This is a genomic window from Cytobacillus sp. GQ23 (assembly GCF_059758675.1).
The window spans coordinates 126,696-144,357 of the sequence record NZ_JCAXER010000008.1 but is presented as its reverse complement, the minus strand read 5'-3'; the positions used below and the strand labels follow the sequence as shown (position 1 = coordinate 144,357).

18 protein-coding genes and 1 pseudogene are annotated in these 17,662 nt (G+C 42.5%); 13 read left to right on the top strand and 6 right to left on the bottom strand.

Annotation, left to right across the window (positions count from 1 at the left end; all coding sequences use genetic code 11):
* Positions 1–2: 2 nt before the first annotated feature.
* The 3 genes from AC6CHU_RS08865 to AC6CHU_RS08855 are packed head-to-tail and all read right to left on the bottom strand — an operon-like array spanning position 3 to position 4,221.
* The gene (locus AC6CHU_RS08865) at positions 3–1,397 is read right to left on the bottom strand and encodes a sensor histidine kinase (RefSeq protein ID WP_159862978.1); all 1,395 of its coding nucleotides are present in this window, start codon (positions 1,395–1,397) and stop codon (positions 3–5) included.
* Complete coding sequence (locus tag AC6CHU_RS08860; RefSeq protein WP_498121291.1) at positions 1,394–2,065, bottom strand: response regulator transcription factor; 672 nt, start codon at positions 2,063–2,065, stop codon at positions 1,394–1,396. The genes AC6CHU_RS08865 and AC6CHU_RS08860 overlap by 4 nt, the downstream gene beginning before the upstream one ends.
* Positions 2,066–2,094: 29 nt before the next feature.
* Entirely contained in the window at positions 2,095–4,221 is a 2,127-nt protein-coding gene (locus tag AC6CHU_RS08855) for an MMPL family transporter (RefSeq protein ID WP_159862980.1), read from the bottom strand.
* A 146-nt stretch (positions 4,222–4,367) separates the two neighbouring features.
* On the opposite strand from AC6CHU_RS08855, the gene AC6CHU_RS08850 reads away from it, so the two are divergent.
* Positions 4,368–4,919 (top strand): cysteine hydrolase family protein, encoded by a 552-nt coding sequence (locus AC6CHU_RS08850; protein WP_159862981.1) that lies wholly within the window; start codon positions 4,368–4,370, stop codon positions 4,917–4,919.
* Positions 4,920–4,970: 51 nt separating this feature from the next.
* On the top strand, positions 4,971–5,660 hold the full coding sequence (locus tag AC6CHU_RS08845; protein WP_159862982.1) for a YetF domain-containing protein: 690 nt from the start codon (positions 4,971–4,973) through the stop codon (positions 5,658–5,660).
* Between the two features lie 24 nt (positions 5,661–5,684).
* On the opposite strand, the gene AC6CHU_RS08840 is transcribed toward AC6CHU_RS08845, so the two are convergent.
* Positions 5,685–6,431 (bottom strand): YqcI/YcgG family protein, encoded by a 747-nt coding sequence (locus AC6CHU_RS08840; RefSeq protein WP_159862983.1) that lies wholly within the window; start codon positions 6,429–6,431, stop codon positions 5,685–5,687.
* A 46-nt stretch (positions 6,432–6,477) separates the two neighbouring features.
* Between AC6CHU_RS08840 and AC6CHU_RS08835 the strand changes: the two genes are divergently transcribed.
* The 3 genes from AC6CHU_RS08835 (at position 6,478) to AC6CHU_RS08825 (ending at position 8,588) form a co-directional block, all read left to right on the top strand.
* The gene (locus AC6CHU_RS08835; RefSeq protein WP_498121289.1) at positions 6,478–6,609 is read left to right on the top strand and encodes a hypothetical protein; all 132 of its coding nucleotides are present in this window, start codon (positions 6,478–6,480) and stop codon (positions 6,607–6,609) included.
* Positions 6,610–6,852: 243 nt separating this feature from the next.
* Positions 6,853–7,695 carry an STAS domain-containing protein gene (locus AC6CHU_RS08830; protein ID WP_159862984.1) on the top strand — a complete coding sequence of 281 codons (843 nt, stop codon included), beginning with the start codon at positions 6,853–6,855 and terminating at the stop codon, positions 7,693–7,695.
* 176 nt (positions 7,696–7,871) lie between these two features.
* On the top strand, positions 7,872–8,588 hold the full coding sequence (locus AC6CHU_RS08825; RefSeq protein ID WP_498121286.1) for a YwaF family protein: 717 nt from the start codon (positions 7,872–7,874) through the stop codon (positions 8,586–8,588).
* Positions 8,589–8,626: 38 nt separating this feature from the next.
* On the opposite strand, the gene AC6CHU_RS08820 is transcribed toward AC6CHU_RS08825, so the two are convergent.
* Positions 8,627–8,785: a hypothetical protein gene (locus AC6CHU_RS08820; RefSeq protein ID WP_201306484.1), complete on the bottom strand. Its 159-nt coding sequence runs from the start codon at positions 8,783–8,785 to the stop codon at positions 8,627–8,629.
* Positions 8,786–8,878: 93 nt separating this feature from the next.
* The gene (locus AC6CHU_RS08815) at positions 8,879–9,670 is read right to left on the bottom strand and encodes a DeoR/GlpR family DNA-binding transcription regulator (RefSeq protein WP_159862986.1); all 792 of its coding nucleotides are present in this window, start codon (positions 9,668–9,670) and stop codon (positions 8,879–8,881) included.
* 317 nt (positions 9,671–9,987) lie between these two features.
* Here AC6CHU_RS08815 and AC6CHU_RS08810 point away from each other — a divergent pair, with 317 nt between their 5' ends.
* From AC6CHU_RS08810 to AC6CHU_RS08775, 8 genes and pseudogenes are all read left to right on the top strand, one after another.
* Complete coding sequence (locus tag AC6CHU_RS08810) at positions 9,988–11,190, top strand: metallophosphoesterase (protein WP_159862987.1); 1,203 nt, start codon at positions 9,988–9,990, stop codon at positions 11,188–11,190.
* Between the two features lie 78 nt (positions 11,191–11,268).
* Positions 11,269–12,672, top strand: coding sequence for a metallophosphoesterase (locus AC6CHU_RS08805; RefSeq protein WP_251284189.1), 1,404 nt, complete (start codon positions 11,269–11,271; stop codon positions 12,670–12,672).
* 40 nt (positions 12,673–12,712) lie between these two features.
* Positions 12,713–12,892, top strand: coding sequence for a twin-arginine translocase TatA/TatE family subunit (locus AC6CHU_RS08800; RefSeq protein ID WP_159862989.1), 180 nt, complete (start codon positions 12,713–12,715; stop codon positions 12,890–12,892).
* A 328-nt stretch (positions 12,893–13,220) separates the two neighbouring features.
* A complete protein-coding gene (locus tag AC6CHU_RS08795) occupies positions 13,221–13,607 on the top strand; it encodes a PHP domain-containing protein (protein WP_236566152.1) in 387 nt (128 codons plus the stop codon).
* Positions 13,585–13,798 (top strand): annotated as a pseudogene (locus AC6CHU_RS08790) (phosphonate ABC transporter permease); the annotation flags it as partial. The gene AC6CHU_RS08795 and the pseudogene AC6CHU_RS08790, both read left to right, overlap by 23 nt.
* Before the next feature lie 372 nt (positions 13,799–14,170).
* Positions 14,171–15,754: a glutathione ABC transporter substrate-binding protein gene (locus AC6CHU_RS08785; protein ID WP_251284190.1), complete on the top strand. Its 1,584-nt coding sequence runs from the start codon at positions 14,171–14,173 to the stop codon at positions 15,752–15,754.
* A 73-nt stretch (positions 15,755–15,827) separates the two neighbouring features.
* Positions 15,828–16,751 carry a nickel ABC transporter permease gene (nikB, locus tag AC6CHU_RS08780; protein ID WP_159862991.1) on the top strand — a complete coding sequence of 308 codons (924 nt, stop codon included), beginning with the start codon at positions 15,828–15,830 and terminating at the stop codon, positions 16,749–16,751.
* A gap of 12 nt (positions 16,752–16,763) precedes the next feature.
* Entirely contained in the window at positions 16,764–17,660 is an 897-nt protein-coding gene (locus AC6CHU_RS08775) for an ABC transporter permease (RefSeq protein WP_251284191.1), read from the top strand.
* Positions 17,661–17,662 lie beyond the last annotated feature (2 nt).

The window sequence follows — 17,662 nt, the reverse complement described above, 5'->3', positions numbered from 1 at the left end:
GCTTATTCCTCCCGTTGTTTCTCCCTGAAAAATGTAATGGTAAAGGATGTGCCATTGCCAGCCTGGCTGTCTGCCTTGATATCCCCATTATGCAGCTCGATTATCTGTTTCACTATCGAAAGCCCGAGTCCTGTACCATCTTTCTTTCTTGCCGAATCCACCCTGTAAAAGCGGTCGAAAATCTGGCTGATCTTCTCTGCGGATATTCCGATTCCGGTGTCTTTAAATACAATCTTAATTTCAGATTGAGTCTGAGATAGACTGATCAAAATGCTGCCGCCATGTGAGTTATATTTTATCGCATTTGTCAGCAAGTTGTCCCAAATATTCACCAAAAGCTCCGGATCCCCTTTAAAAATGACTGGTGCAAGCTTGTAGGAAACTTCAATTTCTTTTTCCTCCAGCCTCCATTGATGCCTGCGGATGGTTTCCTTGATTTGCTCATCCAATTTCACTTCTGAAAGTTTCATCGGATAGGATTTCTGGTCAAGTGAAGTTAGCAGCAAGAGCTGTTTGGTCAAATTGGAAAGCCGCTTCGACTCCTGATCGATGATTTGCACATATTCGAAATGTTCCTCATCTGAAAGTTGCTGTGTCTGCAGAAGCTCTGCATACCCTTGAATATTCATAAGAGGGGACTGAAAGTCATGGGACACATTGTTGATGAATGACTTGCGGGCTTCATCATTGTGCTGCAGCTGTTTCTGCATGCGGCGGAAACTTTCCGCGAGCTGTCCGATTTCATCCTTTTGCTTAATATTTAATGGGAAGTTGAAATTCTCACGTGTAATTTCCTTGGTTGCTTCCGTCAGCTTCGTGATCGGTTTGATCAGATGCTTCGCAAACCAGATCACTCCGGTAATGCTGACAACGGCAATGGCGACAAAGAACCATGCGAAAATCATATGAATATCTGAGAAAATCAGATTATTATCCGGACGAAGGAATAGCCCGTAATTTTGATTGTCCATGGTAAAAGGGACGCCGACTGTATTTTTAAGGTCGTTTGAAAAATGGCCCATCATCAGGAATTTGCCGGCAAAGCTGTCCATCCCATGATAAACCTTTTGATCGGCCAGCACTTTTTCAGCTTCCTCAGGCAGTTCGGTCCTGTTGAACGGCTGGCCGAAGAATTCTCCATCGCCCGATTCACTTACAATATAAAGCTGATAGCCGAGCTTGCTCATGGAGTTTAAGTATGTTTTATATGTAGAACCAGAGGTATGCAAATGCTCAAGTCCACTCGCGATTTCCTCTGCAATCACCACATTTTGTCTGTCAATTTTCCCTTTTGTCGAAGCCATATAGACCCAGTTTGTTAAAAGGAAGGAAAGCAGGATGCTTATAGCTAATATCACAAGTGTAGCAGCGATGAATTTTCGGTAGAGCGTCTTCATTTTGTTTCCTCAAGCTTATATCCGATGCCGCGGATGGTCTGGATTTCAACGTTTGCCCCGTATTTTTTTAGCCGGTCGCGGACGCGGTTGATGTGAGTATTTAATGTCTGTTCGCTGCCTTCATAATCCGCACCCCACGCCTGTTCGATTAAAGCCGCTCGCTGGGTGATTTTATTTTTACGGGCAGAAAGCAGGCTCAGGAGCTCAAATTCCTTCAGTGGGAAAAGGATGGTCTCTTGATTGATTTCCACTTCAAAGCTTTTTCGGTCTATGGTCAGATTACCGGCTTTAACGACTGTTTCCATAGCCCGACCCGCTCTCCGGAGCACAACAGCTACCCGGAAAAGGAGCTCCTTCACTTCAAATGGCTTCACAATATAATCTTCAGATCCGGATAGGAAACCCTGTTCTTTATCACTGAGCTGCCCCTTTGCTGTCAGAAGAATAACAGGAATTCCGAAGTTGTCTGTCAGAAGCCTGGTGAGTTCGAATCCGTCCATACCAGGCATCATGACATCGACAACGGCTAAATCTGCTGTTTGTTCTTCCAATAATTTTAAAGCTTCTTGAGCATTGTCTGCACGCAGCACTTGATAGCCCTCACGATTTAAATGGATCGTGACAAGTTTTTGTATATGCAGATCATCATCAACGACAAGTATCTTCATTTAAGGTCCTCCTATTGGGAATACCCTCTCTATTCCGAAATGTTTTGCCGGGAAGTTTCCTTATCTTTTTCGAAAAATAAGATTAATGCCGGAAGCAGCATGCCTCTCACAAGGAAGGTATCGATCAATATTCCCATGGCAACGATGAAGCCAAATACGAATAAATCAGCGATTGGCATGGTCATCAGGGCGGCAAAGGTAGCAGCCAGAATAAGGCCAGCCGAAGAAATAACGCCGCCGGTATTGCGGATGGAAATTTCAAGGGCGTCCTTCACACGATGTTTCTTTCTTTCCTCCATAAAACGCGAAACCAGGATGATGTTGTAGTCGATCCCCAAGGCTACAAGGAAAATAAACGAATAGACAGGAACACGCGAGCTGATGGCATCAAAGCCGAATAATACATCTACCAGGAAAATCCCAAGCCCTAAAGCCGAAACGAATGAGAGCAGAATCGTTGCCATCATGTAGATCGGCATCCGGATGGATTTTGTAAGCCCAAATAACAGCGCAAGGATCAGGATTGTTTCAAGCAGGACAATTTTCATTATATCACCGCTGTTGATATCCTGTTCGTCCACTATTTTCGGAGTGACCCCGCTATAGTAGGATTCAGCTTCCACACCGATTTCTTCTAATAGCTCAGGTGTGTCGTCACGCAAGTTTCTCATAAAATCTATTGCTTCATTCGAATATGGATTGATGGATAGTGCCACATCCATTTTAGCAGCCTTGCCGTCTTCTGACAGGGCAGACAGGCGGACAGAGGCAATTTCATCAAATTCCTGGAGCTTATCACTGATTGCACCTGTATTACTTTCATCTAATTGCTCATCACTGACAACCAGCAGTGTCGAAGGAGCCAGCTCGCCCTTGTCATATCTTGCTTCCACTATTTCATAACCAACCCGTGAAGGAAGATCCTCAGGGAATTTTTTGACGGTGTCGAATTCATAATCAAGGTTGAAAATATTAAACGCTGTTATCAGCATGAAGATGCCGACAATTCCTCCAGATATGCCTGGCTTGTTTACAACAAATCTTGCGATTGGCCCCCAGACACTATGTTTAACTTCTGTTTCCGCACCAAATTTAGGAACCTTCGGCCAGAACGCCTTGCGTCCGAATAGGGTAAATAAAGCCGGAACCAGCGTAACGGAAGCCAGCATGATAAAAAACATCGCTGTTCCAAAAATCGGGGCAAAGTTCTGATAGTCACGGAAATCCGCGAAAAACAGAATCAGCATGGCAGCCAGCACCGTTCCGCCCGCGAAGAATACAGGCTCCCCGGTTGCCCGCATCGCATGCTTCATGGCTTCATATTTATTTTCATAATGATTCAGTTCCTCACGGTAACGGGAGAAAACAAATAACGAATAATCAATGACGGCAGCAAAAAGCAAAATGCTCATGATCGAGGTCGTCTGGTTATTGATCTCAAGACCGCCGGCACCCATTAGCGCAACACTCTGGTTTACGACCTGGTAGACGATTACCGTTGCCAGAAGCGGAATAATCGCCAGCAATGGTGAACGATAAATCGCTATTAACAGTACAAGAATAATGACAACAGTGGCAATCAGGAGAACAAAGTCAGCCTGTTCAAACAGCTTGACTGTGTCTCCAGCAATACCTGCCGGACCCGTAATATAGAAAGCTGTACTTTCTAGATCCTTTGCAATCTTATTGCCGACTTCAGACGCATGATCATTAATATCGGCATATTGATCATTGCCAAGTCCCTGTTCAAGCTCCATTGGTACAATCAGGGTAGACTTGTCCTCAGAAACAAAAGATTCGATGGCCTGCGGCGGAAGCTTGCTGATATCGATAATCGTTTTGATTCCATCGATATCCTCATTCATAATTCCTTCCAGTATTTTTTGAGCTTCATCGATTTGAACCTCGCCATTTTCATTATGGAAAACGAGGATGCCCGGTGTTCCTTGTTTGTCTGGAAAATATTCCTCTGTTTTATTCTGGGCGATAATGGACTTCGCCTCATCAGGAAGTGACTGGAAATTATTTGTTTTATAATCCCCCAGCAACGGACCGGCGCTTAAGCCAACCATAAGCACAAGCCAGCCGATAATCGTAATCCACATCCCTCTCTTGGTGGAAACCCAATCTGTTACCCCTTGCAGCAGTTTTTTCACATAAATGCCTCCTAAAACTAATTTCAATGGTTATTTTATAAAATGAAAATAAACTGAACCTCAACTTCTGTTTACAATTAGCCAGGTGCATGAAACTAGCAGTTTATATAGAAAATATAAACATACTAACAGTAGGAGAGACAAGGATGAGAACAGCATTATTGGTTTTAGACATGCAAAAGGGATTTGATGACCCATACTGGGGGAAGCGGAATAATCCCCAGGCTGAAAACAATGCATTTCGCCTGTTGACTGAATGGAGGAAGCGGCAGTGGCCTATTTTCTTTTCCAAGCATTTGTCGCTGGACCCGCAATCGCCTCTTTATCATAAAAATGAACTGGGAATCCAATTTAAAGATCTGCTGGCTCCAAAGCCGGGGGAACAGGTTTTTCCTAAGAATGTAAATAGTGCCTTCATTGGCACAGAGCTTGAAATTCAATTGCGGCAAAAGGAGATTCAATCTGTTGTTATCACCGGACTGTCAACACAGCATTGTGTGTCAACCACAACGAGAATGAGCGCTAATTTAGGGTTTAAAACGTATCTGGCATCAGATGCGATTGCCGCTTTTGACATCACTGATCATAGGGGAGTTGTCCATCCCGCGGAGACAGTGCAGGAATTGGAGCTCGCGGCCTTGCACAAAGAGTTTGCTGTAATCGTGACGGCTGATGCAGTGATAGGAAGGCTGACTTAAATAAAGAGGAATGGGAGTATTATCAAAATTTGAAAGGTGTGTGGCTTGAATATGCCAGTTAATGAAATGATACTCCGTGTAACCGTCTCGTTTTTGGTGCTTTTTATGCTCGCAAGGCTGATGGGGCGGAAGGAAATTGGACAAATGACCTTTTTTAACTGGGCTTCTGCCATCGGCATCGGGTCTATTGCCGGAAACCTTGCTGTGAATGAAAATACCCTCATTAAAGATGGTGTAATCTCGCTGGTTGTTTGGGCAGCTTTCACCATCGCATTGGATATTATCGACCTCAAATCGAAACAGGGAAGATCAGTTACAACCGGGGATCCCTTGATTGTCATTAAAGAAGGCAAGATTATGGAAGAGGCGCTTAAAACAGCGAGGATAGACCTGGATGAGCTGCAGGCGTTATTAAGGCAGAAGGATATATTTTCCTTTAAGGATGTCGATTGTGCGATCCTGGAGACAAATGGAGACCTGTCTGTACTGAAGAAAGAAAGTCAGCAGCAGGTGACCAAAACAGATTTAAACATTAAGAGCTTAAAAGAGGTTCTTTTTCCACTACCAACGGATGTCATTTCTGATGGAAAGATCAATTCAAAAAATCTGTCTAAATTAAATTTAGGAAAAGGCTGGCTTGAAAAAGAACTGCAAAAAGAAAATATCCAATCAGTTGAAGAGGTGTTTTTTGCACAAGTCCAGCAGGACGGTACCTTATTTATCGATCGAAAAAGCAAATAGAGAACAGAATCGGCTTCTGTCCTCTTATATTTTCTTGAACGTTCCCAGCAGCCGGTGAAAGGGGCATTTGGATATGGCGGTGTCATCATCCCGGAGAAAATATTGCTTCCACTCAAAATTGTCCTCGGCACCATAGCTGTTCAAATCAGGATGAATAGAGATGCTGTCGTAGTTTTGAAGCCGATTGCGGATCTGATTCTTAATGCGGGAAGCAAATGTCCCCCTCTTCATAAACTCCTGCAGCACCCATCTCGGTGTGATCGCCAGCATCATCGTATCAAAATGGCGGCTCTGCCGATTTTTATGAGCAGGGGTGGCACAATACATAAAATATTTTTCCCCGTGAAAGCAGAATTCCCATAGGGTGTCCTGCGGGTCTTTAGGAATGTCGTTTGGCCACTCCACTTCATCCCTCTCAGACAGCCCCGTCAGCACATCCCAGAAAAGCTGCTCATAATCCTCTGCGCTTAAATTTTCCTTTTGTTTATAAAAAATGATCAGTGACGTATAGTTTCCGTACTCTCTTGAGTGTTTTGTGTATTCCTTCAGGATGGATGCTGTCTTCTGGATGGAGGCCGGATCTCCCGGATCATTGGCAAACCCATAACGGAGCTGATTTTTGGCAAACCCGATGGTTGCCGGGATGCAGGGGAAAGGTTTTTCTTTATCGGTCATTTTTCTCTGGAATTTATTCAAGGCATTCTGCTGCCAACCTTCTAAACTTTGCGGACCGGAGGAGCTGGCAGTATATAAATGACTGATCTTAGTCACCCCCTCTAACTCCTACACTATATTCAATGAGGGATTAAGCGGGTGAGTGTCCATGGTGAAAATGGGCGGACAGATTGTGTGGGGGCTGGCGGTTGGGGGAAAACCGTTAATGCTGAAAAAGCAGGAGCGGTTGGGAAAATGGGAGTTAATAGGGAGGAATAGCGCTGAAAACCAGTGATGCGCAAGAAAAACGGTAGTGAAACGAGGGGGATAGCGCCGAAAATCATGGTCCCTATGAAAAACTATCAGAAAGTAAACCTCCAACAGCCCTCACATAGAAAAAGAGGCAGTAACCACAAATTGTACGAGAAAATTCATTTCGGAAGGTTTATTCTATTAAAAACTGGGGTAAGGAAGTATGTTTAGGATGATGCGGACTCATTTTTATAGGATTAAATCTAGGTGCTATAAGGGGGAGAACATGAATAATCAGATGCGTGTTTTAGGGGAAAAGATTTTAGAAGAGAAGGGTACCTTAGCGAAAAAGCTGCATATGGATCGGATGAGCAATATCGAAAGGACTGAACTAGAGAGGCTTCAGGCTGACAAAATAGAAGCGGACGCTGTTCAGATTTGTACTGAGTTTATTGAATTGTTCGGTGAAGCATTGCTGAATTATGAGAACGAAAACGAAGTAATGGAAAAGATCGGAAAATGGTGCAGGGAGACAGGCGAGTACTTCTTCCGGGTTGGGATCCCTTTGGATGAAGCTATAAAGAATGCAGGCTATTACCGGGCATATATCTGGAAAGAACTAGAGAACACGATGATGGAGCATGAGATGAAGGCTTCAGAGGTTATGAAGGTTGTCTATTTGGTAGATCCCCTGCTGGATCATTCCATTCATTGTTTCAGCATGGCTTATGTCAAATTCCATCAGGTAACTCTCGAGAATGCAAAGCAGGCTTTCCTTGAGTTATCTGTCCCGGTTGTTCCTCTTTCCAAAGGGGTGGGCATTCTGCCGTTAATAGGAAATATTGACACAGGGAGAGCTCGGCAGTTAATGGAGGAAACGTTAAAACAATCTGCACGCTTAAAGCTGTCTCATTTAATTTTAGACCTTTCAGGTGTAATGATCGTCGATACGATGGTGGCAGATCAGCTGTTTAAAGTCATTGAAGCATTATCGCTTGTCGGCGTTAAGACCGTTATTACAGGAATCCGTCCAGAAGTGGCGCAGACGATTGTCACGCTCGGCATTGATCTGAATGGCATTCAGGTAAAAGCCAATGTGTATCAGGCTTTTGAAGAACTGCATGGATAAAATAGTAAAAATAGCAGAGGAATTCAGGCAGAATATACTCTGCTATTTTTAATTTTACTCCCTTTCTGCAGTTGGCATTAATTCAATTTTTCCGCATATGAACCGTGTTAATTTTCCCAGCCGTGAATACAATGAATCAAACAGCACTTCAATGATTATTGAGGGGTGATGACATCATGTTTTCGGTAACGGGAATGCAGGGGTTTGAAATCTTTTCGCTTATGCATCTGGTTATGTTATTTCTTTTCTTTTTTACGGCCTGGTGGCTTGTGTTTTACAGGGAGGGGCTGAGGGCCTATCAGAAAGTCATAAAATGGACACTGTTTTTTACTTTGCTTGCCTGTGAAGTGACGTATCATTTATGGCTTGTTCTGACAAATCAGTGGGATGTGTCAAATCTGCCGCTCCAGTTATGTTCCTTGAGCACCTTCATTGCACTTTATCTATTTTTAAAGCCTAATAAAAAGGCTTTCTGGCTGCTCTATTTTATTGGTACAATTCCTCCGATTTTAAGCATGGTGACACCTGATATGGTTTACCAATTTCCTCATTACCGCTACATCAAATACTTTCTTCATCATTCAGCCATTCCATTAGCCGTATTATATTTTATTTTGTTTGAAGGCTACAGAGTGCCGAAAAAGGCGGTTCTGACAGGCTTTTTAACAATCAACCTCATTGCGGTGCCCATCTTCTTTTTAAATCTGCTTCTGGGGACCAATTTCTTTTATTTGGCGAGCCCGACAGATACTAAGACCCTGCTGTCATTTTTCGGAAATGGCGTCTGGTACTATGTAACACTTGAGGCTGCTGCACTGATTGTCTTTTTTGTAACATACTTACCTATGCATTTCCTGCAGAAAGCGGAACAAAAAAGGCTCCGTGACAATTGAAGGCCGTAATCCTGCTGCAGGGCAGGATTACGGCTTTTTTATCGTTTATTCTGTTCCTTTTCTTTTTCATACTGGCGCTGCGGAGTCATCTTTGAAATGGCATCATCCACAACCTCCTGGGCCTTCTTCGCTTCCCGGTCCTGTTTTTGTGCATCCTCCTGAATGCGGTTTACATCCTGCGGGGTTTTATCGGTCATCTTTTTGCCTCCCTTTTTGATATATGTAATTAATGTTTCCGAATTATAGGGAAATAAACAATCCCGAATCGAGACAGGTTTTCTCTTTTCATTTTATGTATAGACTTTCACCCATTTTAGCCCATTAAACTTGATTTCCTCTTCCGGCCAATTCTCCGGCATATCCGCATCAGTAATAACAAAATCAATAGCTGAAAAAGGGCTGATATGGAAAAATGCCCTTTGGTTCAGTTTTGAGGAATCGGCTGCCACATAAACCTGTTTAGATCTTTTAATCATAATGGAGGAGGCGGCGGCTTCATCCATATTATAATCGCATATTCCTTCGAGGTTCATTCCTCCACAAGAGATAAAGGCCTTATCAAAGAAAAAGTGTCCCAGCATCTGGTTAGTTAATGAACCTGATGTGGAGCGCTGCAGAGGATTGACTGTCCCGCCGATCAGAATGACCTTGCCATTGAACAATTGATTTTCCATTCTTGTATTTAAAATGTCTGCGGCGGCCAGGGAATTAGTTACGATCGTCACGTTCTCAACATTTTCAATCGAATCAGCTATATGAAGAGTTGTGGACCCGACATCCAAAACGATTGTTTCTCCATCGGAAATAAAGCCTGCGGCAGCTTGACCAATTTTCTTTTTAATGGGAAGGCTTTTACCAATCCTTTTATTTAGTTGCTGCTCCTTCTCTAAGCCAAAATAGCATATGGCGCCTCCATGGATTCTTCGTAATTTGTTTCTCCTCTCAAGCCGTCTCAGATCATTCCGGATGGTTTCCGGCGTTACACTTAATTTTTTGGAGAGATCCGCTACACTTACTTTATTTTTTATTTCTAATTCCCTGATAATCCTCCTGTGCCTTTCCGCAACCAATCCTTTTTTCATTAATTACAACCCCCGCTTTCATGTTATGGATAAGTATAGGGCTTGAGTTTTAAAAATTGAGGTCAAGAATATTAATTTGTTTAAAAGTTTAAAAACAGAAAGGTAAACAAAAGAATACAAAGAGAGAAAAGTCCCGAATTTCCTTCTTCCTTCCTATTAACCTCCGATGATCATGGAAATCCTTTTTTTTGTTTCTCTTTTTGTCTTTGTTTTCTTTACTAAACAATCTATTGAAATTAATACTTCTTTAATAGACTTACTCTAGAATTTTAGGTGCAGGGGAAATTATTATTTATTAATTCATGGAGGTAAGACTGATGAAGAAAGAAAATGAAAATAAAGGGATGGACAGAAGAACATTTATTAAAGCAGGAGGAGCAGGGACTCTAGCTTTAACCATGGCAGCCGCAGGTTTACCAGGAGACTTATTCGAAAGTAAGGTCCAAGCGGAAGAGATCAGTGAAAAGCTGGAAGGGCCGAGACTTTCCTTCAATTCTAATGGGAAATTTAAAATTGTTCAATTTAATGATACCCAGGATGATGAACGGATCGACATACGGACCATACAGCTGATGGAAAAGGTGTTGGATTCTGAGAAGCCTGATTTTGTCGTTTTAAATGGTGACAATATAGCAGGCGGCTGTGATACAGAATTAGAAATGAAACAAGCCATGAATAATGTCGTCCAGCCAATGGAAAAAAGGGGAATCCGATGGGCGGCTACGTTTGGAAATCATGATGAGGACTCAACTCCAAAGAGCGGCATGGATGAGAGCGATATGCTCAAGTTCTATATGAAATACAAGCATAATATGAACACTCCTGGACAAAAAGGTCTTACGGGAACAGGTAATATGAATCTATTAATCAAAAAATCCAGAGGAAATAAGGCAGCATTTAATCTATGGCTTTTAGACAGCGGCAGATATGCCCCTCAAACGATCGCAGGCCAGGATTTCAAAGGCTATCCAACATGGGATTGGCTGCGATTTAATCAGGTCAGTTGGTACTATGAAAGATCCAAAGCAATAGAAAAGCGGTATGGATATAAAGTGCCATCACTTGTATTCATTCATATTCCTCTATGGGAGCACCGTTTTATGTGGTGGGGCAGTGTGGATGGCAGAACACAGGCCGGGCATGATTTGGCTGTGGCCAGGCATCAAATCAATGGAGAGCGGAATGAAGATGAGTGCCCCGGCCCGATCAACAGCGGCTTGTTCACAGCCATGCTCGACAGAGGGGATGTTAAGGGAGTATTCTGCGGCCATGACCATATTAATACATATTGCGGTAACTACTATGGAATTCTGCTGGGATATGCCGGAAATACAGGTTTTGGCACTTACGGTCTTTCAGGCCCCGACAGGAACAGACTTCGGGGAGCGAGAGTGTTTAATTTAGATGAAAATCATGAAGGTGTTTTAGCAGAGACGCATATGGTTTTTGCCAAAGACTTCGGTATTGATTTAACAGCCAACGACCAGAGCATTGATCCGCTGCCGCTGGAAAAAGAATAGGCTAATGCAGGCCCACGATGTTAATAAGGGACGGTGTTAAGAGGAATATGGATAAATTGGGGAAGGAATTTATTAATCATGAATGATAATCGGACTGGACAAAGAGATGGAAATATATTTAAAAAAGAAATGGATCGCCGTGCCTTTTTGCAAAAAACTACCTTAGCTGCCAGTGCAACAATTGGATTATCTCTTGCTAACTCTCTTAATTTAATAACAGCAAGTGCCGCCTCTTCTGCTTCGATTATGAATTCTGCTGGGAAACCGGATTTAGTTTTCCCGGTAATTAGTGACATTCATATACATAACAGCAGCAATAAAACACTCGAAAAGTTTATAACAACTTTAGAACAACTAAATAAGGCTGTTCCGAAGCAGGATGCGTTTTTGGTTGTGGGGGATTTAACAGATTATGGATATGAATCCGAATTCGATAAGTTTATGTCAGCTTATAATGCCCACAAACAGCCTGGTACCGTTTCCATGTTTGCCATCGGAAATCATGACTATTGGAATGGCTTATCAACAGCAGATGCACAAAAGCGATTCCTAACAAAAACAGGCATGGAATCTATCTGCTATCACAAGGTAATCAAAGGCTGCCATTTTATCATTCTGGGAACAGAAGATGGATTAACAGAGGGCACATTCTCCGTTGAACAAATTAATTGGCTGGGTGAGCAGCTGAAGATTGCACATGAAGATGATTGGAAAAAGCCAATTTTTGTCTTTCACCATCAGCCGATTAAAGGGACGGTCTATGGGAGCGAATGGGGCTTTACTCAAAATAGAGACCTTTTTTACAACACTTTAAAGGAATATCCGCAAGTCATCTCATTTTCCGGTCATACGCACTATCCTCTTGATGACCCGAGAATCATTCACCAGAAGGATTTTACTTCAATTGGAACCTCAACTGGCGCCTATTTGTGGCTGGATGCCGGCAGAATTCAAGGGGAAGTGCCTGAGGGTGCAGATGTCCTGAATCAGGCATTAATTGTAGAAGTACATAATAATAAGGTGCTGATCAGGCGACGCGATATTCATCATAATGATTGGACAGGTGAGCCATTTGAAATAAACTATCCGGCAAATAAGCGGAAATTCTCTTACACAGAAGACAGGGATAAGCAGGCACCTTTTTTTACAAAAGATGCGATGCTTTCCATTAATCATGGAATGACTTCAGCCACTGGCATAGCCATTATGTTTACTCAAGCCAAGGATGACCTGCTGGTTCATGACTACAAGGTAGTGGCAAGACATGCAAATTCAGAGAAAGTTGTGAAGGAATTTCTTGCTTTCTCGGAATTCTATAAAGATCCTGTGCCAAACCCGTTGACGTTAACAATTGAAGGATTAGAGGCAAATACAGCCTATCAAATTGAGGTGCATGCACTTGATGCTTATGGGAATGTATGTAAGAGGCCTTTAAGAGCTTTAGGGAAGACAAAAACATTGGCTGCCGCAAAAACCGTTTGATCAAGACGGTTAGTAACAATACTCAGCAGGAGGGATGAACATGCTGCAAAATATAGGTATACCTGGACTAATATTAGTATTAGTTATCGCACTTATCATTTTCGGTCCATCGAAGCTGCCGGAAATTGGCCGAGCATTCGGCTCGACTTTGAGGGAATTTAAAAGTTCAACAAAAGAATTGCTGTCAGACAATCAGGAAGACAGCAGCAAAACTAAATAATACAACAGAAATGGGCCGACTTTTTGGGAGTTGGCCTTTTTCGTGAAGATTTTCTTGAAAAAGCTGTCTTCCAAATGGGGATATCGGTCACTTTCGAGAGTTTATCGGACAAAACTAGCATAAATCAGTCACTTTCACGGTATATCTGTCACTTTCACAATTTATCGGTCAGTTGCTTTAATGCCGGGTTTTTAATAAGGCAGTTCTATCAAACTGAAAAATCAAAAATGAGAATTACATATTCTTAACAGAAATTTACATCCCATTAACCTATTTGACATGGCACCAAGTTATTTTATTATAAAAGGCTTTGAATAGGAGGAATGAAATGAAAGCAGAGCTGCATTGCCATACAAATGTTTCTGATTGTCCACTTTCGATTGATGAAGTATTGAATCTGGCCATTGCCAATGAGGTTACACATTTGGCCATTACAAACCATGACACGACAAAGGGGCTGCAGGAAGCAATTATTCGTGGAAAAAGGTATGGAGTGGTGGTGATCCCCGGTATTGAAATTTCTGCTTTTGACTTTGACAGGGGACGCCGGGTGCACATTCTGGGCTATTTTATCGAACCTGGGCATAAGGCAATAGAATCGCTGTGCCAGCCGATTGTTGAGCGGAGGCATAAGCTCTCTTATGAAATGGTTCAAAGGCTGATTTCAGCAGGATACAGCATAACATGGGAACGCCTGGACATTTCTCCGCTTTGAGATTAACTTTGCAGTAGCCGTTGCCATGGGAGCAGCAGCAGGAGCCGGCGGAATTGGATTTGACATGTTCATGGCAAGCAGCTTTTACCTGGATACGAGGGAAATTGGGGCTATTACTTATTTTTTTGGCCGTTGCAGTAATCCTTGAAGTCTTTGTTGCTAAGATTAAGAGAAAGCTGAAAACAGCATAGTGAATAAGCCATTATTTGACCAGATACTGATGTGCCTGGTCTTTTATATTTTGTTTTCCTGTTAATCTTACTGTTGACAAATTTTAGGTATCAAGATCTTTGAAAAAGAATAGATAAAACCTGGATAAAAATTAAAAAAATATAAAATTTTCTGAATACACTATTGAAATTACAAGATTATCAATCTATAATAAATTTAATTATTTTCACCAGTGGAGAAAATAATATGTAAATAACCTTTTTATACCGAAAATACATAGGTTGTTTAATATATTTACTAACATGGTGAAAATAATTGTCAATTTTAAGCTCTTTTAGATAAAACAACTGTGAAAAACAACAAAAACAAACATGTTCAAGGGGGAAAGCAATTTGAGAAGGGTAAACGTGTGGAAAATGCTGTTTGTTGCTTTTGTGTTTGCCATTTTACTGGCTGGCTGTTCCAGCGAAGAAAGCGGTGGTACTTCTGAAAAGGAGAATTCAGGGAAATCAGCAAGCGGCAAGGATCAGGAGTTAGTCATTGCTGTTAATGAAAACTTCATTTCAATGGACCCGCATAATACGGGAGATACGAATTCAAATTCCGTCCAGACAGCTATGTTAGAGGGATTGCTGGGATCAGATGAAGAAGGGCAAATCATTCCGCAGCTGGCTGAGGAATACAGTGTCAGTGATAATGCACTCGAATATACATTCAAGCTCCGCCAGGGTGTAACCTTCCATGATGGAGAGCCGTTCAATGCAGAGGCGGTTAAGACCAGCTTTGAAAGAATTATGAAGGATGAAAGCCTCCGGTTAAACAGCCGCGGATTTAATCTTATCACCAGCATTGACGTGATTGATGATTATCAGATTAAAGTCACTTTAAAAGAACCATATGCAGGAATGCTGACAAGATTTGTTTCCGCTAAAATCTTAAGCCCGAAGCTGATCAATGATTCCTCAAGCGATATCGCCAAAACACCAGTTGGCACCGGTCCATTTAAATTTGTGGAATGGGTTCAAGGGGACCATTTAACAGTTGAAAGGTTTGATGATTATTGGAAGAAGGCTGATCGCGTGAAAAAGATTACGTACAAGCCTGTTCCGGAAAATGGCTCTCGAGTAGCTATGCTTAAAACAGGTGAAGCACATGTGATTTATCCGGCACCCGTACAAAACTTAAAGGAATTGGAGAGCAATTCAGATGTTGAAATTCATAAAATTCCTTCCACAATTGCCCGTTATGTATCCATCAATACGATGAAAGAACCATATGATGATGTCCGAATTCGCCAGGCCATTAACTATGCTGTAAATAAAGAGGCATTTATAAGTGTTGTCAATTCCGGGTACGGCTTGCCGCTGGACTCGATTATTCCGAGCAAAACCCAGTTTTATTCTAAACAGGAAACCTATGATCACAACATTGAGAAAGCAAAAGAATTAATGAAAGAGGCTGGATTTGAAGATGGCTTCAAAGCTGAAATTTGGGGCAACACCAATTCCGACACATTGAAGGGAATGCAGTTTATCCAGCAGCAGTTAAAAGAAATTGGCATTACGGTGGAGATTAAATCAATGGAAGAAGGCACATTATCAGATGAGATTTATGGTGCTCAGACACCGGAAGAAGCAAAGGTACAAATGTGGTATGTCAGCTGGTCTGCATACCCATCCGACACCACCAATGCAACGAAGCCATTGTTCAGCAGCAGTTCATTCCCGCCGGACGGAGCGAATACTGCTTATTACAAAAATGATAATGTAGATAAGTGGATCACAGAGGTAAATCAGACAGCAGATCCCGACAAGCAGGCAGAAGTCTACAATAATATTCAATCAACTATCTACAAAGATGCACCTTGGATCTTCCTTGGGGTAGATGAGATTCTGGCTGGTTCAAGGTCGAATGTCGAAGGTGTCTTCATTTCTCCAACAGGCGGAATTAATGTGACAGACGCAAATCTTAAGTAACAGCAAGGCTAGCAGAAGAGGCAAAGGCTGACAATATCCAATGCCTCTTCCTTCTAAAAAAGGGGGTTTCATTTTGCTTCAATATATCTTGAAGAGAATCCTGGAAATGATCCCGATTCTATTTATTGTTTCCATATTGATTTTTTTCTTCACTCATTTAATTCCTGGAGATCCCGCCAGATTAGTTGCCGGAAAGGATGCAACTCTTGAAGAGGTCAATATAATCAGGGCGGAGCTGGGGCTCGATAAACCAATTTGGGATCAATACATTACATACATGAGCAATTTGTTTCAAGGAGATCTGGGGACGTCCTTAAAAACAGGTCTCCCGGTTTCAGAGATGTTTGCAGACCGTTTTATGCCCTCCATCTATTTAACGTTCATGAGTATGGGCTGGGCTTTGGTACTTGGATTGTTAATTGGCACACTGTCCGCGGTATTCAAAAATAAATGGCCGGATTATTTCGGAATGGTCACAGCCGTTTCAGGAATTTCCATGCCGGGATTTTGGCTGGGTTTGATTCTTATTCAGATTTTTTCCGTCCAGCTTGGGTGGTTTCCAACAGGCGGGGCTGAGAGCTGGAAAAGCTATATATTGCCTTCCCTCACTTTAGGGGCAGGAATCATGTCCATGCTTGCCAGGTTTACCCGGTCATCTTTACTTGAGACGTTACGAGCCGATTTTATCCGGACAGGAAGAGCGAAAGGGTTAAAGGAATCCATTGTTATACCAAAGCATGCACTTAGAAACTCTTTAATTCCTGTTGTAACCATTGCCGGGCTGCAGTTTGGCTTCCTGCTTGGAGGATCAGTAGTGGTAGAAACCGTATTTAGTTTTCCGGGGATGGGACGATTGCTGATCGACTCTATTGCCTTCAGGGACTATCCGGTCATTCAGGCTGAGCTATTGCTTTTTTCCATTGAATTTATTCTTGTTAATTTAATCGTGGATATTATGTACAGTATGCTGAATCCGAAAATTCGCTACGTTTCCTAGAGGAGGGGAATCATGGAAATCATAAAAGAAGTAAATGCTTATACGCCAGTGATTCCAAAGAAAAAGTACTCACCTGTCAAAGAATTTTTTAAAAATTGGAGAAAGCAAAAGACAGCATTTTGGGCTAGCTTTTTTATTCTGCTGCTGATCATCATCGTGATTATTGGACCGTATATTGCACCCTATGACCCTTACGAGCCGGATTACAACACAACGCTTCAGGGCCCAAGCAAGGAACACTGGGCAGGCACGGATGAATACGGACGCGATATTTTCAGCCGTTTGCTTGTCGGTGCGAGAATTTCGCTGGGTGTCAGTTTTCTGGCTGTTTTTCTGGGAGCGGCTGGAGGAATCATTCTTGGATTAATGAGCGGCTATTTTGGGGGCTGGCTGGATCGTCTTATTATGCGCGGCAGTGATGTCATGTTTGCGTTTCCGGATCTGCTGCTCGCAATCGCCATTGTGGCCATCTTAGGACCGGGATTAACAAATGTGGTGATCGCCGTGTCCATTTTCAGCATCCCTTCCTTTGCAAGACTGGTGAGGGGCTCGACATTAGAGGGGAAAGAGACCGTCTTTGTGGAAGCAGCGAAATCAATGGGAGCTTCGCACCGGAGGATTATGTTCAAGCACATTTTTCCTGAAACTCTTGGAAGCTTAATCGTGTTTATTACGATGAGAATTGGTACGGCAATCTTAGCGGCCTCCAGCTTGAGTTTTCTAGGTCTCGGTGCCAGTCCTGAAACTCCGGATTGGGGAGCTATGCTCAGCCTTGGACGTGATTATTTAGGAACAGCTTCCCATGTTGTCATGATGCCGGGATTAGCTATCTTTTTGACAGTACTTGCTTTCAATCTTGTCGGAGATGGGCTCCGGGATGTTCTGGACCCTAAAACGAAGAATGAATAGGG